General features: G+C 61.9%; 12 protein-coding genes and 3 pseudogenes. 1 reads left to right on the forward strand and 14 read right to left on the reverse strand.

Annotated features, from left to right (window positions below; translation table 11 throughout):
- Positions 1 to 39: 39 nt before the first annotated feature.
- From Bsp3421_RS11295 to Bsp3421_RS11345, 13 genes and pseudogenes are all read right to left on the reverse strand, one after another.
- Positions 40 to 315, reverse strand: coding sequence for a hypothetical protein (locus Bsp3421_RS11295; RefSeq protein WP_273996054.1), 276 nt, complete (start codon positions 313 to 315; stop codon positions 40 to 42).
- A 60-nt stretch (positions 316 to 375) separates the two neighbouring features.
- Positions 376 to 774, reverse strand: coding sequence for an SMI1/KNR4 family protein (locus Bsp3421_RS11300; protein WP_273996055.1), 399 nt, complete (start codon positions 772 to 774; stop codon positions 376 to 378).
- Complete coding sequence (locus tag Bsp3421_RS34330; RefSeq protein WP_443111509.1) at positions 764 to 979, reverse strand: hypothetical protein; 216 nt, start codon at positions 977 to 979, stop codon at positions 764 to 766. The genes Bsp3421_RS11300 and Bsp3421_RS34330 overlap by 11 nt, the downstream gene beginning before the upstream one ends.
- The gene (locus tag Bsp3421_RS11305; protein WP_443111433.1) at positions 882 to 1,154 is read right to left on the reverse strand and encodes a hypothetical protein; all 273 of its coding nucleotides are present in this window, start codon (positions 1,152 to 1,154) and stop codon (positions 882 to 884) included. Before Bsp3421_RS11305 ends, Bsp3421_RS34330 begins: the two co-directional genes overlap by 98 nt.
- A gap of 24 nt (positions 1,155 to 1,178) precedes the next feature.
- Positions 1,179 to 1,319, reverse strand: a pseudogene (locus tag Bsp3421_RS34335) (RHS repeat-associated core domain-containing protein); the annotation flags it as partial.
- Between the two features lie 439 nt (positions 1,320 to 1,758).
- Positions 1,759 to 2,109, reverse strand: a complete 351-nt coding sequence (locus Bsp3421_RS11310; protein WP_273996056.1) for a DUF7716 domain-containing protein — start codon at positions 2,107 to 2,109, stop codon at positions 1,759 to 1,761.
- A pseudogene (locus Bsp3421_RS11315) lies at positions 2,106 to 3,299 on the reverse strand (RHS repeat-associated core domain-containing protein); the annotation flags it as partial. The pseudogene Bsp3421_RS11315 and the gene Bsp3421_RS11310, both read right to left, overlap by 4 nt.
- A 279-nt stretch (positions 3,300 to 3,578) precedes the next feature.
- Positions 3,579 to 3,932, reverse strand: a complete 354-nt coding sequence (locus Bsp3421_RS11320) for a hypothetical protein (RefSeq protein WP_273996057.1) — start codon at positions 3,930 to 3,932, stop codon at positions 3,579 to 3,581.
- A 360-nt stretch (positions 3,933 to 4,292) separates the two neighbouring features.
- A pseudogene (locus Bsp3421_RS34340) lies at positions 4,293 to 4,443 on the reverse strand (RHS repeat-associated core domain-containing protein); the annotation flags it as partial.
- Between the two features lie 59 nt (positions 4,444 to 4,502).
- On the reverse strand, positions 4,503 to 4,922 hold the full coding sequence (locus tag Bsp3421_RS11330; protein ID WP_273996059.1) for a hypothetical protein: 420 nt from the start codon (positions 4,920 to 4,922) through the stop codon (positions 4,503 to 4,505).
- Positions 4,919 to 9,616 (reverse strand): RHS repeat-associated core domain-containing protein, encoded by a 4,698-nt coding sequence (locus Bsp3421_RS11335; protein WP_273996060.1) that lies wholly within the window; start codon positions 9,614 to 9,616, stop codon positions 4,919 to 4,921. Before Bsp3421_RS11335 ends, Bsp3421_RS11330 begins: the two co-directional genes overlap by 4 nt.
- A gap of 64 nt (positions 9,617 to 9,680) precedes the next feature.
- A complete protein-coding gene (tssI, locus tag Bsp3421_RS11340; RefSeq protein WP_273996061.1) occupies positions 9,681 to 12,929 on the reverse strand; it encodes a type VI secretion system Vgr family protein in 3,249 nt (1,082 codons plus the stop codon).
- 293 nt (positions 12,930 to 13,222) lie between these two features.
- A complete protein-coding gene (locus Bsp3421_RS11345; RefSeq protein ID WP_273996062.1) occupies positions 13,223 to 13,834 on the reverse strand; it encodes a TetR/AcrR family transcriptional regulator in 612 nt (203 codons plus the stop codon).
- A 124-nt stretch (positions 13,835 to 13,958) separates the two neighbouring features.
- On the opposite strand from Bsp3421_RS11345, the gene Bsp3421_RS11350 reads away from it, so the two are divergent.
- Entirely contained in the window at positions 13,959 to 15,038 is a 1,080-nt protein-coding gene (locus Bsp3421_RS11350) for an MBL fold metallo-hydrolase (protein ID WP_273996063.1), read from the forward strand.
- Between the two features lie 36 nt (positions 15,039 to 15,074).
- On the opposite strand, the gene Bsp3421_RS11355 is transcribed toward Bsp3421_RS11350, so the two are convergent.
- Entirely contained in the window at positions 15,075 to 15,752 is a 678-nt protein-coding gene (locus Bsp3421_RS11355; protein ID WP_273996064.1) for a DsbA family protein, read from the reverse strand.
- Positions 15,753 to 15,847 lie beyond the last annotated feature (95 nt).

The raw sequence follows: 15,847 nt of genomic DNA on the forward strand, positions 1-15,847 counted from the left end.
ACATATACAAGGGCCTCGACGGCAGCCCTTAGCTACACACTAAATCTTCGATGCTGCTGATTTTATGGATTTCTTCAATTTATCCAATTTTCCCCACCAATCGTTCTGACTGAGGTGAGGTAGATGCAAGTCACCAAGCCATCGTACATGCGCCATACTTTCTAAGTCGTTAAGCGCATTCTTCCTTTCAAAATAATTGACTGACACGTTGCTTACTAAATCAGCAAGGCGCCTGACCTCACGCGCCTCACTCTGGAAGCCATTTTTCTGCAGTTCGTATACAATTTCTTCAGTTATGTTTTGCAACGCGTTCATCTCCTAATTGCCCCGTGCACTTTCCCGTCGCGGCGACTCCGGATTCAGTAATCCTAAAGCCTATCTCTCCCCGAGCGTCAATCCCTTTAAATTTATCAAAAGGTCGGATAACGAATCAGCTGACCTTTTCATAAATTTTGAATTCATCACTCCCATCCCCACTTCAAATATCTCTCCAGCCGCATCGATCAAAATTGCTTGACCTCCGCTATCATCGCCGATCATAAAATATCCCGGGATATATTTTTTGACTTCATATTCGATATTTCTTTCTGGCAAAATTTCTATTTCATGCAAAGCCAAGCGGCCTGTTGAATTAAGTCCGTTTGCTATTAAAAGAAAATCGACGTATTCTTTCGGAAAAGACAGGCCGACTTTCGCTTCAGCAGCATGAATCTGGCTAGGTGTTGCGGGAATCTTCAGATCAAAGAGTTGACTAAGATTTGCTTTATTTAGCATTGAAAGCTCCTAAACAGTCGAAATATTTGTAATTTTTCCGCATTGCCCGCCTTACGACATTTTCTGGAACGCCTGCCACCCTCATCTGCCGAGCAGCCTCATTAAACTCAGTCTGTACATCTGTATTGAAGCCGTATTGATTGCGGAATGCCCGCTGCATACCGGAGATCTGGGCATGGACAGAGCCCGAGGTGCTCGGCAGCAGAACCGCCGGCGCAGCTCTTGAACTTATAGGTCCCGTTGGGAAAAACCTGCTGCTTTGCCCATTCCTGCTGAATCGGATGATGTGATTGCACCAGTCCGTCGGCAACCGTATTCGTGTTGCCCGGCGCCCGATTCGCTTGGGGGCTAAGATTTCCGTGTTGGTCCGCGTCGTTCACACGGTAGCCGCCAGGCCGGCGGCATGCTAGGCCAAACGGGTCAATCCAACTTATCGGGTTCGCCGCATACTGGTAGATATTGATCCCCCCCAGCAACCCAATCGGATCTCGGTTAATGAACCTACCCGTCTCCGGATCATAGAAGCGATGCCGGTTATAAACTAACCGCTTCGACGTTCAACTCCCACGCACGGCCGCAACCCCTTACCCAGCAAGCCTTTCCGCCATCACCTCCCGCATCATCCAATTTTTTCGCCTAGATGCGATTCTCAGCGCCTTCGCATCTCAATTCAATCATAGAACGCTGGATTTGCCGTAGTCCGCAAGACGACGGCGAACTCATGGTGGTGCTCGTCAAGCAGCGCACGAACCACATACCGCCCTCAGCTTGCCCCGTCGATCATCGATCAGCTAACCTATATCGATCAGCCCCGTATGCCCTGGATGGAAGCTGTCAACGCCCGTCCGGCATTCTCGGCTTCAAACCCGGCGAACGCGTCTGCCTCTCCATCAATCATGTCACTCGCCAGATTTCTATCTCGCCCGACTTCGGGTGACAGCACATACACCAAGGGCCGCGATAGCGGCCCTTGGCATCGATTCGTTAATGCAAATCTAAGAAGTCGTCTCGCTGCGCATAGTGGTTAAGGCATCGAACTACCTCATCCACGGATGCCGTTGGTTTTTGCTTGTACGCTAGGTCGACAACATCTTGGAAGTGTTCCCGCATGTAGCCTTGCTCAAGCCCCAACGCTGTTACTGATTGCGGCAATACCTCGTTGTCATCGTCATCAAAGTCCGGCACATCGCCGACATAGACCTCCATTCCCGGCCGTAAGTCGTCGACACCCTTGCGAACGTAGATCATATAAATCTCATCTCGGTCCTTCTTCTCCTTGACCAAGCCGATCAGATCGTCAAGCGTGTAAAACGCATTCACAACAAAGTTGCTCATAGTGGGCATCCTGTAGCAGCATTCAATTTCCCTTTCCGACCGAGAGCACCTCCACCCCATTTATCTCGACCGCCTGTGCCGTCAGGGTGGTAAATGCCGTGATTGTCGCCATGATCACTTCGATCGACCAAATTCAATCTACCAACGTCGTCGTTGTGGTGCCAAGTCATTCCCGGTGGGCTACTTCCAAGGTCCTCGGGATTCTGCGACCACTCAAGCAACGCAGGGTTACGCGAAAGAAGATCTTTTCTGAAAGCCGCGTCCGTATTCATCCTGCTGATCAGCGCCTTATTAGCTATACGGAACTGCACGCCGTCGCTAGCAAACAGCTTGTCATTTGGCAGATCGAAGTCATTGAACGAATGGAACTTGCCTTTGCAACCTTGTCTCTTGCGAAGACCCAACGGATCAATCCACTGAGTCGGATTCGGTACGTACTGGAAAACGTTCAGTCCACCACGCAACCCGATCGGATCTTTCGATATGTAGCGCCCAACGGTGGGATCGTAATACCGATGCCGGTTATAAACCACCCCCGCCTCATCAACCTGCTGCCCCTGAAACCGAATCCTGTTCCTGACCACCTGCCCGGTCGCCTTGGACACTCGCTCGATCACTTCCCGCGCTTCGCCCCACGCCTTGTAGCTTGCCTCCCACACCACATCGCCGAGATCATCCGTCAGCAGCTGCGGCGTACCAATCTGATCACAGTGATAGTAATAAGCATGCGCCTCGCCACTCCGCGTCGGCACGCGCAGCAACGGATCATCTTCCGGCGTATACCTCGACGCCTCACTCCAAACCGGCGTCTCAATCCCCCTCACCGGCTTGCTCACGAACTGCGCCAGCGGCACGAAGCTCCCTGCCTCGTACACATAATGGGTGCTTTGCTCCCCATCGCTCTCGTAAGCCAGCGTATCGCCGTCCCACCCGAACAACGTCAGCGCCCCACCAGCCTCCTTCGCCACCTTCCGCCCGAACGGATCATAGAAATACCGAGCCTCGCCCGCCCCGGCCGACACCCTGCTCAGCCGATTGAACCCATCCCACTCGAACCGCTGCACGTGCCCTGCCGAGCGTTTCTCAAGCAGATTCCCTTGCGCGTCGTATTCAAAATGCATCCCCGCATACTGCTTGAGCAGATTCCCCAGCACCTTCGGCACCTGCGGCGGCAGCGTGCTCTCCGACCGCCCAGATACCACCAAACTTACCGCCGGCCCGCTTCAAATCTTCTGCATCGATCACCGTCATCGAGCAGTTTCCCAAGGCCAAGCCACTGTTTGTTTCACCGATGGTCGATACAATCTTCGCGCAGGTGCGGAATAGTTTTTCTAGCCGTCGGCAGACTGGCGGCCGCCGTCGCGTTTCTCACCAATCGGGGAGAAACGAGCCAGCCGATTTACGCCCATAAACAACAAGGGCCGCTTACGCGGCCCTTGTTGTTTGACTGCTCCTTTCAGAGGCTCTCATCAATCAGGCGCAAACTCACTGTGAAGGTCGACTGCGGTATCTTCATTGAGCTCCGTTCTAGCTCCGTCGTAGCCTACAGCAGTAATAATAAACCGATCAACATTTTCGTCAACGACCCTTGAGCCGTCGATTACAGCAAAGAGACCAAACAATGCAACGCGAACCGATTCTGCTATCGCTTCGTCGAGCAGCCGTTGTTCATCGCTCGGCAAACGAGCCCGCCACTCCGAAACCTTGATCAGTAGATCACGAGGCCGCCGCCCCGGAGGGGCAGTAAAAGTTCTCACAAGATCACTTGTCGACTGCTCCTGCACATGCGTCCGGATCGCAGCAACAAATTCCTCTGTATTCATGACTGATGTTCCTTTTACGTGAATACTATTTCTCAAAAGCCTTTGGATACATTTCTTTGTTGAGCGCGATGAGCTGTTGCAAGCACTTGTTAGAAGCACCAGTGTGTCGTCTCAGGTCTCTAATGTCGCTAGCTAGCAGATCTCTTGCCGTTCCCGTATCCACGCCCTTACGTGTCGGGATTTGTTCATGTTCACCGGCAGGAACAGCTATGGCTGGGCCAGTCTTTGGATCGTACCCAACAACAACCTGAGCGGCTGGGTGCTTTTGCATAGCGTGGTGAATATCTAGACCGTCGCCAGAAGCTGAACGCCTCTTGAGATCGTCGTACCTGCCAACCTCGTACTTCGAGCACGGATCGCAAGGGCATCGAGCCAGCCCCAGCGGATCGATCCAGCCGGTCGGATTCGACGCGTATTGATATACGTTCAGCCCACCACGCAACCCAATCGGATCCTTACTAATGAACCTACCCGTCTCCGGATCGTAATACCGATACCGGTTATAAACCACATACGTCCGCTCAACTCTCTCCCTGGAGATTTCAAATTCACATACCCTTGCGACCGTTCCTACGATCGATACCGGACAGTGACGCTTGATGCACCCGCACGTGGGTCATATGTCGCTTCAACTATTCCCCACGAGAATTGTTGCCCGTTTGAAATCCCCTGAGCCGCCAACATGCCAATGAGATGTTGAAGCTTTTGCTTTTCATCAACATCGGACCACCCCCCCCAACCAGAATTACCTCGAGCATCCGATATATATATCGTCACCCAAATCAGCACCTCCCCTTTAAAATACAAGGAAGATATATAATTCATATTTTCACATTTCGAATCAAATTTATATGTAGCAAAAGGAAGGTTTTCAGAGATTTTTTTGCTCGCCCTATACTCTGGGCGCGAAAAAAAATCCGCCAATTTTAAATTGGCAGGAATTTTTGTCCCGCAGATCGTCAAATTTCCAGTAGAAATGTCAATTTTCATGGCTTAGTTAGAGGGATACTATAGAGAGGCTTCAGATTCGAAAGACCCTCGTCGGGAATGAAATACTGCTCCGCGCGCCCTGGACCGTGCTGCGGATTCTCCAATACAGTAGACTTCGCGACTGCTGTGTCCGCAATCAATTCACAAACCGTCATCCCAGGTCTAAATCCCCTTTCAGGATGGGGCGCAACTTGCAGCGCGCCAAACATCGCCGATCGCGAACCCTTGCTTGCCTCGACATCTCCTAGCGTCGTGACAAAATTGCTTCCGCCTGGGGCCCCATGTGCGACGAGAGTCCCCTTCTTAAGCACCGTGTCGCTCCATGCGTCGACGCCTGGGTAATTCCCCTTACCTTGCCAGCCGGCCGCTAGTGTGCTGGGTCTCTTTTCCTTGCATGTCAAACCCAGAGGATCCGTCCAAGAGATAGGATTTTTTGCATACGTGTGTAGGTTAATACCTCCACGTAAACCAATCGGATCTTTCGAGATGTATCGCCCGGCGTCCGGATCGTAATACCGATGCCGGTTATAAACCACCCCCGCCTCATCAACCTGCTGCCCCTGAAACCGAATCCTGTTCCTGACCACCTGCCCGGTCGCCTTGGACACTCGCTCGATCACTTCCCGCGCTTCGCCCCACGCCTTGTAGCTTGCCTCCCACACCACATCGCCGAGATCATCCGTCAGCAGCTGCGGCGTACCAATCTGATCACAGTGATAGTAATAAGCATGCGCCTCGCCACTCCGCGTCGGCACGCGCAGCAACGGATCATCTTCCGGCGTATACCTCGACGCCTCACTCCAAACCGGCGTCTCAATCCCCCTCACCGGCTTGCTCACGAACTGCGCCAGCGGCACGAAGCTCCCTGCCTCGTACACATAATGGGTGCTTTGCTCCCCATCGCTCTCGTAAGCCAGCGTATCGCCGTCCCACCCGAACAACGTCAGCGCCCCACCAGCCTCCTTCGCCACCCGCCGCCCGAACGGATCATAGAAATACCGAGCCTCGCCCGCCCCGGCCGACACCCTGCTCAGCCGATTGAACCCATCCCACTCGAACCGCTGCACGCGCCCTGCCGAGCGTTTCTCAAGCAGATTCCCCTGCGCGTCATACTCAAAATGCGCTCCCGCATACTGCTTGAGCAGATTCCCCAGCACCTTCGGCACCTGCGGCGGCAACGTGCTCTCCACCCGCCCAGGACTCACCGGACTCACCGCCGCCCTGGACCTCGCCTGCTCCGGATCCCCCGCATCGATCAAGTTGCTCGCCGGATCAAACGCGAACCTCTCCGCGCCGCCCGGCCCAACCGCCTCCAGCAACCGCCCAACCGGGTCATACCGATAATCCGTCAGCCCTTTCCGACTATCCTCGATATGCATCAACTGCCCGGCCGCGTCATACCGATACAACCTCGCGCTCAGCGGCGCCGGCGCATTCTCCCGCTGCACGGTCTGCTCCTGCAGCCGCCCAACCGGGTCATACATGGTCTGCTGCACAACCTTGCTCGGCAGCACCCGCCGAACTTCCCGATGCAGATCGTCGCGCTCGAACTGCACGCGCTCCTCGCCGTCCAGCACCAACCCATGCACATGTCCGCTGCCATACGTCAGCCAGTCGACCCGATGACCATCCGGCCGCACGGTCCCGATCCGCGTCCTGATCTCGTCATACGCGTGATGCCAAACGAAGCTGCGCTGCTCACCCGACAACGTATACGCGTGATGCTCGCGCACCAGATTCCCCACCGGATCGAAAAACTGCTGCACCCGGCTCACCGAATTCCGCGCATCGATCAAGCGCCCCGACGCGTCATAGGCAAAGCGTTCCTCCGCCTCGCCACACACGCGCCGCGCCAACCTGCCGCCGCGATCGAACTCGACCTCGGTCACCTTGCCCGCTTCGTCGATCGTCGCCAGCTGCCCGCTTTCCTCGTCGTAGCCGTACGTCGTCACCATCCCGTCGAATGCGACGGTCTCCAGCAGCCGCCCGACCGGGTCATACCTGAACTGATAGCTGGCGTGATTCGGATCGGTCAGCCGCACCAACCGGCCCAACCGATCGTATCCATAGCTCAGCGACTGCCCCAGCGCATCGATCCGTGACGCGATCCGCCCCGCGCCGTCATACGTATAGCGCGTGCTCCGCTGCATCGGATCCACGCTCGCGAGCAACCGGCCTTCCGCGTCATACTGCACCCGCTCGACGCCCGCCGCGCTGCGAACTTTCTCCAGCTGCCCATTCGCGCCGTACTGATACCCGACGATCCCGCCCGCCGCGTCCTTGCGCTCCAGCAAGCGCCCCTGCACGTCATACGCCCACTCCGTCTTCTTCCCCGAGCAGTCCGTATACGCCAGCATCTGCCCCGACGCGTCATACTCGATGGCCTTCGCGCCACCCTTCGCATCGGTCACCTCAACCGGCATGCCCTGCCCGTTGTACGCGTACTTCGTCTGATGGCCGAGCGGATCGGTTTCCTCGACCACGTTCCCGGCCTCGTCATACTTGCGCAGCCAGGCATGACCCTGCGGATCGACGAGACGAACCATCTGGTCCTTCTCGTCATACGCCATCTCCACCACGCTGCCGTCGACGCGCATATGCCGCACGAGATTGTCGTGCGCGTCGTAGCTCATCTGCTCGTTGCCGCCGTCGGGATAGGTGTGCTGCACGAGGTTATGGTGCGCGTCGCGGTACATCCACTCCTCGCTGCCATCCGCATACACGATCCGGAACGTATACCCATGCAGATCGTAGTAATGCCGCGTCACCCCGCCCAGCGCGTCGGTGATGCTGACCATCCGGAAATCCGGATGCCAGGCGAAACGCACGTCGTCGCTGCCGTCGTCCGCGTGCTCATGCACGCACTTGGCCTTCGCGCCCGTCCCGTCCCATTCGAGGTTGATGCCGCGCCCGGTGCGATCCGTGTAGCGCGTGATCAGATGATGACGATAGCTGTACTCGCGACGATTGCCGTACCGATCGACCGCCGCGACGAGATCGCCCTGCGCGTCATAGCTGTACCGCGCGAGCATCCCGATCCGCTTGCCTTCGCCGTCGTGATGCGCCGCCTCGACGATCCGCCCGTGCGCATCCCGCGCGAACGCGACGATCGCCTGCGGCGTGATCAGCCGAGTCAAGCGATGCGCATCGTCGTAGTCGAGCGTCACCTGGTTGCCCGCGCGGTCCTTCAGGAACGCCAGCCGGAACGCGTCGCCGCGCTTCTCATACGCTTCCAGCACTTCATGTCCGCGCGTCAGCGTCAACCAGGTCTCATCGAGACGCAGCAGCGTGATTCCCTCGCCACGATCCTCATGCGCATCGCCCACGCCCAGCAACGGACAATCCACGCTCCGTCCGGTCGCATCGTGGTACACGAACTTGTCGGCGCGCATCTCGATGCGTGTCGTATACGGCGTGATCCACCGCGCCCCAAGCTCGCCATCCTGGTCGTACGCATCGAAGAACGACCGGTACGTCCGCACCCAGCTCACCGGCATCGCGCCCGGCAATTCGAAGTCGGCGTGATCGAGCCGTTCGTCGCCCAGCGCGAACCCCACCGAATGCGGCGTCGCCGAGGGCGGCGCCGGCACGGGGCAGCCGAGCTTGCATTCGTTCGGCCCCGGATGCTGCGCGGGCTCCGTATGCCGCACCGTTTCCTTTCGGCCTTCGCCTTCCTGGTGATGGACCTTGGTCGTTCCTTGCGCCTTGACGGCCGTCGTCTGCGTGTGCCCGCGGCGCAGGATCTCCCGCTTCTTCGCGATCGCCACCAGGATCAGGTTGATCAGCCAGCCGATCTTGCCCACGTCCTCGCCGCTCAACGCGAGGACCCGCGCCTTCACGTCCGGCGCCATCGCCCGCAGCGACTTCGCCATCTGCAGCAAGGGCGCCCGGTACGACAGATCGAGCACCTTCGCGGTCTGCGTCCCGAGATTGATCGCCCCCTTCGCTTCGATCTTCACGAAATCGACGAGCAGCTTTCCGAGGCTCTTGGCGGTCTTGCCCGCATCGTACGCAGCGAATCCCGCCGCCACATCGCCCGCGTGCTGCCCCGCCGCGCGAACGTTATGCGCGCTGCTGAGCGGCTTTTCCCCCGCGACTTCCTCGAACAGCCTCGCGAACCCCAGCAAGAAGGCCTCGATGTACTGCGCGCAGGTCTGCAGCAAGCCGGTCAATTGATTCTTCAGCCCTTCCGCGAAGCTCTCGATCTTCCCCGCGAACTGTTCGCTGAGGCCGTCGATCACCGCCTGCAGCAGCGCCATCTGCATCACCTGCAGCGACGCCTCGCCGATGGCCTTGCCGCTTTCCACGATTTTCTGACGCACGAGCTTCATCACCGGCCGCGCGCCCACCCGGAATTCGGCCGTGCCCGGCGGAACGGGAATGATCCCGATCAGGTCGAGGCCGAGGTTCATCCAGTCGAACACGTCGGGATGCTTGCCCTGGTCGTTGTGCTCGACCATGTCCTTGATGTCGAGCACCAGATCCACCGCCGCCATGATGTTCGCCACCACGGGCAGCGTGTTCGCCACCATCTGCAGGCGATCGATCGTGATCAGGTCGTGACTGATGCCGCGCAACCAGCGATCGCACACCTTCAGGCCGGCGTTCACGTCCACGGTCTCGATCTGGAGCAGCGGCCCGACGTAGACGTCCGTCGGCTTCGGCATCAGCACGGTTGTTGAAGATCCGGTCATAACGATTCAGTTCTGAAGAAAGAGAGGACGCCGCGCCGCGCGCGACGCCCCGGCGATCACGAAATCACAAGGAAAGCAGCGGAACCGCGCCGCGCGCGGCCTGGGCCAAGCCGCCGAGCTGGGTCGCGGCCGCGCGCAACTGGCCGGCCGGTGCAAGCGCGCTGCCCGCGCCGCCGGGCAAAGCCTGCTTGAGCGCGCCCTGCGCGAGCCCCATCGCCTGTCTGCCCAGCGCCTGCCCGAGCCCGCCCTGCGCCGCCTGGGTCGCCACGCCCGCCAGCTGACCCGCGCCGCCCGGCAAAGCCTGCTTGAGCGCGCCCTGCGCGAGCCCCATCGCCTGTCCGCCCAGCGCCTGCCCGAGCCCGCCCTGCGCCGCCTGGGTCGCCACGCCCGCCAGCTGACCCGCGCCGCCGGGCAAAGCCTGCTTGAGCGCGCCCTGCGCGAGCCCCATCGCCTGTCCGCCCAGCGCCTGCCCGAGCCCACCCTGCGCCGCCTGGGTCGCCACGCCCGCCAGCTGACCCGCGCCGCCCGGCAACAAACCGCCCAGCCGCGACAGCGCGGTTCCCGCGACGTCGCCGCCCGCACCCGGCTGCGCCGGCCACGGTGCGGTCTTAAACACACTGGCCCGGTCATACTGGTTGCGCGGATCCTCGCCGAACTGGACCTGCGCCATGCCCGCCGGCAGCCCGCTGACGATCGTGTGGCCCGTATCGTCGAGCGCGCCCTTGCGCAGCACCGCGCCGTTCGCGTCGAGCACCGAGAACGACGCGCCCTTGAGCGGCTCGCCATTCGCATACTGGTGCTTCAATTCGAGTTGGCCCGGCTGGTCCGGGCGCGCGGCCGGCAGCGGATAGCCTGTGCTCGTCGGCCCGTCGTGCGCGTGGGTGGCGCCCTTGATGTCGATCTTCCCCGGCGCGTGAATCAGGATGTCGCCGCCGGCGATCCGGATGTATGCGCCGCCGCTCGTCAACAGGATGCCCTGGTCCGCCGCGACCTCGATCCGCTCCGTCGCGGACAGCACCTTGACCGTCTTCTGCGCGGTCAGCTCCAGGTTGTCCGACTGCGCCTGGATCTGCACCTTGCCCTTCGCGGCAAACAGCTTCATTCCCGCGTTCTGCACGAACAGGCTCAGCTGCTCGCCGACACTCGCGAGCAGCGACTTGCCGGTCGCCACATGGGTGCTTTGCCCGCTGACGATGTTGATCTGCGCATCGGCCGCCAGATGCACCGACTGCTGCGTCGACAGACCAATGCCCGACGGGCTGCCGAACAGCATCACCGGCTCCTGGAACGCATTCGCCTCGCCGGTGCCGCCGCCCGCGGTGCGGCCGCCGCCCGCCGCGCCCGCGATGGGGTTGCGGGTCGCGTCGCTGAACGCGCCCAGCGTGTCGTAGGCGTCCTTGAGGTTCGCCGCCCGATGCTGTTCGCTCACGTTCGACAGCGCATCCACCACGGCGCGCGCGCTGTCGAGCTGCTGACGCGCCTCGCCGGCGTCGAGCGGCTGGCTGGTCGCGTTTTTCGGGTAGGTCGTGACGTACAGGCCCTGGCTCGCGCGCACCGCGCCGTACGCATCGGTGCGCAGGTCGAAGCCGCTGCCGAGGTAGCGGCCGCGCGCGTTGCCGTTCTGGTCGATCAGGTAGCCGAGGTGCAGCAGGCTGTTCGCGCTGCTGCTCATCAGCTGCACGCGGTTTTGCCCGGTCGCATCGTCCATCACGAGCTGGTTGAAGCCGCTGCCCGCGTATTCCTTCGAGCGATGGCCGGACAGGATGCCGTTGCTGTTCCATTGCGGCGTGACCGCGCCGTTGTACACGCGATGCAGGACGATCGGCCGGTCGCAGTCGCCGCCGACGTGCCCGACGATCACTTCCTCGCCGATGCGCGGCACGTGCACGCTGCCATAACCGTCGCCGCTGTCCGCATGCGCGACGCGCACCCAGCACGAGGCGCGTTCGTCGCCCGGGTTCAGCCGGTCCCACACGAACTGGACCTTGATCCGGTTCAGCGCGTCGGTGTACACCTCTTCGCCCTGGGGGCCGACGACGATCGCCGTCTCCAGGTGCATCTCGGGCTTCGCGTGTTCGAGCGGGCTCCGATACGGCACGCCCACGCGCTGCGCCTCGACCTCGGCAAGGAAGAAGCCTTCGCTGCCGTCCGCGTGCGCCACCGCCCCCGTGCCCGCCTGCATGGCGCGCGCGTCGGCGATCCGCGCCTTCAGGCTGTGCGGGAAGTCGGCCTCGTGGTCGGACAGCGGCAGGTTGTTCTCGATGTAGCGCCAGACCTTCAGCGCGACGAACGCGTTCTGCTCCGCCGCATCGCGATCGTGCTCGGGATGGCCGCGCAGCGTGAAGCGTCGGCCCGCCTCGATCCCGTACACGCCGCCCGCGCCGTGGAAACGCTTGGCTTCGGATTCCCAGATTTCAAGCTGGATCTTGCTCAGGTGATCGCCGCGATCCTGGTCGGCGTAGGTGTAGGCGCCCGTGTAGGTATAGACCTCGAGCTGATCGGGCAGCGCGCCCTGGTCGCCGCGCGTGGGCAGGCTCGTGCCCTTCGGATTCGAGGGCGTCGACGGGTCCTTGTAGTCGAACGTGCGGGTCGCATGGGCGACGCTGCGCAAGGTGCGCGAACCGGACCACTGCGTGAACGCGTCGGCCTCGCCCGACGCGCCCGAGCGGCTGAACGGCACGACCTCGGGCGCCATCGCGTCGAGCGCGAACAGGTTGTCGGTGATCACGTAGCTGTGCGACTTGCCGTCCTGTGCCTGCCGCCAGAAACCGAACAGGCCTTCCGATTCGAGCAGCCGGTGCACGAAATGCCAGTCGGATTCGCTCTGCCGGCAATACGAACGCGACGGCAGCGCGCGCGACAGGGCGAACTGGAAATGCCCGTTCGCCTGCGGGTGCGCGCTGAAGATGTCGGTGACGATCTGGTCGACGCTGCGGTCCTGCCACAGCCGCATGTCGCTGCGAAACCGCAGGAAGTGCAGCCACGACGCAAAACTCAACTGATAGGTGGTCAGGCTGCCGTCGGCGCCGAGCCGGCGCGCGGTATGGATATAGCCGTTGATCGGCAGATAGCTGCGGTCGGCCTGGCGGATCCACAGCGTCATCGGCTGCGCGATCAAGGTCTTCAGCGCGATGTCGCCCGCCGTCGACACCATGTCGAGCGTCACGCTGAAATCGCGCCCGAGCACCGACGACGTGACGACCCGCCTCGGCACCAGCGAATTGGCCGGCAAGGCGGGAATATCGGCTTTCAAAAGCCGGTCCTGCTGGATCAGGCCGCCGCGAATGGCCTGAACCAGTTCTGTCATGTTCATACGCGATCCACTGGTTCGTTCACCACGTGTAGGTCAGATACCGCGTGCTCGCCGGAGGCCCTCTCCCCGAGCGGAACGGCGGCCCGCAGGGTTGTGCCCGCGCGCCGCCGGTCAATTCGTGTTTGGCCGGAATTAAATCACAGTTTCGTGTGATCTATACCGACTGATTCACGATCGGATATTCATATTGCGTAAAACAGTGAAATGGGCGGCATTATCAAGCCGGTCAAGCGGGAATCGCGGATTTAAAGCGATCGCGGCAAGCCCCGGCCGCGCCGGCGCGAAAAACGGTATCAGCCGTAATGCGCGAGGAACATGTCGACGGCGGACTCGGCCACCGCGCGCTGCTGGTCCGCCGCGAGCGGCGGCTGGCCAAGCGCGATCTGTGGCCAGAATGCGAATCCTTTCACCAGGCCTTCAAGCTGATGCGCGGCGAAGACCGGATCCGGCGTCTTCAGCCGGCCGGCCGCGGCGGCCGCGCGGATCCACTCGGTCAGCCCCGCCTCGCGCTCGCCCAGCCGCGCGATCATGGCCTGGACGCGCTCCGGCGAATGCATCCCCGCCGCGATCGCCACCCGCGCGAGCGACATGAACGCCGCATCGTTCAACAGCGCGAACTTCTGCGCGAGCAGCGCCAGCAATTGCTCGCGCAACGGGCGGTCGGCCCGGTACGGCAGCGTCTCGCCCGCGCAGGTCGCTTCCCACAGGCGCTGCAGAATCTCCGCGAACAGCGCATCCTTGCTCGGAAAATGGTTGTAGACGGTGCGCTTGGACGCGCTCGCGCGCGCCGCGATCCGGTCCATGCTCGCGGTGTCGTAGCCGGCGGCGAGAAATTCGTCGATCGCGGCCTCGATGATGGCGGCACGCTTGCGATCGGTCAGGCGGGAAGGTTGAAGATCGGACATCACGCAATTTTACACTCAGCCGTTTACTTTTGAGATATCAAAAACTACACTGCTTAGTGTAATTTCTTTCGGTGGCCGTTCACGCAGCGGCCATCCACCCGATCCACGCCTGGGAGCACCGCCTGTGATTGCCCGCCTGTCCGCCCTGTTCCGTTCTCCGCTCGCCGACCATTCGGGCTCACCGCAGCACGATGGCGCGCACTTCCGCAATCCGAAGCCCAAGCCGGTCGACGGCGCGTCGAAGACGCTCGGCATTCTGTGGAATTTCCTGTTCAACAAGCCGTCCGGCACGACACCGTCGCGCGCGCTGCCGGTCGAGCCGCTCACGGCCGCGCAGCTCGACGCCGCGCCCGACCGCTCGCTCTACCGCCTCGGCCATTCGACGCTGTTGCTGAAACTGCACGGCGGCTACTGGCTGACGGACCCGGTGTTCGCCGAACGCGCGTCGCCGTTCCGCTGGTTCGGCCCGAAGCGTTTTCATGCGCCGCCGATCGCGCTCGACGCGCTGCCGCCGATCCGCGGCGTGCTGTTGTCGCACGACCACTACGATCACCTCGATCGCGCCACCGTCTTGAAGCTCGCGGCCCACGCGGCGGTTTTCATCACGCCGCTCGGTGTCGGCGACCGGCTGATCGGCTGGGGCGTGCCGGCCGGGAAGGTGCGCCAGCTCGACTGGTGGGACAGCACCGAATTCGGCGGCCTGCGCTTCACCGCGACGCCCGCGCAGCATTTCTCGGGGCGCGGCCTGTTCGACGGCAACCGCACGCTGTGGGCCTCATGGGTGATCGCCGACGACACCCTGCGGGTGTTCTTCAGCGGCGATACCGGCTACTTCGACGGCTTCCGGACGATCGGCGAGCGCCTCGGCCCGTTCGACGTGACCTTGCTGGAAACCGGCGCGTACGACGCGCAATGGCCGTACGTGCACATGCAGCCGGAACACACGGTCGCGGCGCACCGCGACCTGCGCGGCGGCTGGCTCGTGCCCGTGCACAACGGCACCTTCGATCTCGCGATGCATCGCTGGGAGGAGCCGTTCGAGCGGGTTTCGCTGCTTGCGGCCGAGCAAGGCATCCCGGTCGCGACGCCACGCATGGGCGAGCGGCTCGATCTCACCGCCCCGCATACGGGCGAGCGCTGGTGGCGACAGGCCGCGCCCGCCGCGACGCGCGATCGGCTCGATACTGTGCTGTCCGCAAAATAACGGCGGGCCGCCGGCCCGCCGCCGGCGCGCGCCCGCTCAGGCCTCGCGACCGCCCTGCTCGATCAAGGCGAGCAGGCCCTGCGGACCGCGATACAGCGGTTCGCCGTGCAGCAACTGGCTGCGCCCGTTGCGCGTCACCAGCAACTGCGGCACGCCCGACACCCTCAAGGCCTGCATCATCCGCTGCGAGTCGTTCGTGCGCGCGGCCGTCGCCGCGGCAAGCGCAGGATCCTCGTCGATGCGGCGCGCCAGCGCGGCCGCGTCGAGCGGGCGTTGCGCGGCCGCCGCCACGCGCGCCGCAATCTGCCCCAGCACCTCGGCCCGCGCGGTGTCGAGCCCGTCGACGTAGCGCGCCAGCTGGATCGCTTCGAGCAGCGCATGTTCCAGGCCGGGGTCCAGTTCCCGCAGCGCGGTCAGCGCGCGCGTCGCCGGACCGGAGTCGAAGCGGACGCCGTCGCGCAGCAGCACGTCGCGGCGATACGCCTCGGTGAAACGCTGGCCGGTCAGTTGTTCGATCCGCTGGTCGTTGCGCCACGCGTAGTCCGCGAAATCGCGCGTCAGATCCCGCGCGCCCTCGTCCGCGAACAGCCCCGACGGCATCAGTTCCAGCGCGTCGGGATAGGCCTCGGCCAATCCCGCGAGCGCGGGAGCCGCCGCATAACACCAGCCGCACAGGGGATCGAAGAAATACTGCAGTTTCAGGTCGTTCGTCATGGTTCTTCCAGCGGGAAAGTAGCTTGGACGCCAGTCTATTCGATCTCCATCCAATCAAATACAATGCGCCGATTGACGATTTGTTGCATGGATTG

The organism is Burkholderia sp. FERM BP-3421 (assembly GCF_028657905.1).
In the GTDB taxonomy this organism is placed as follows: domain Bacteria; phylum Pseudomonadota; class Gammaproteobacteria; order Burkholderiales; family Burkholderiaceae; genus Burkholderia.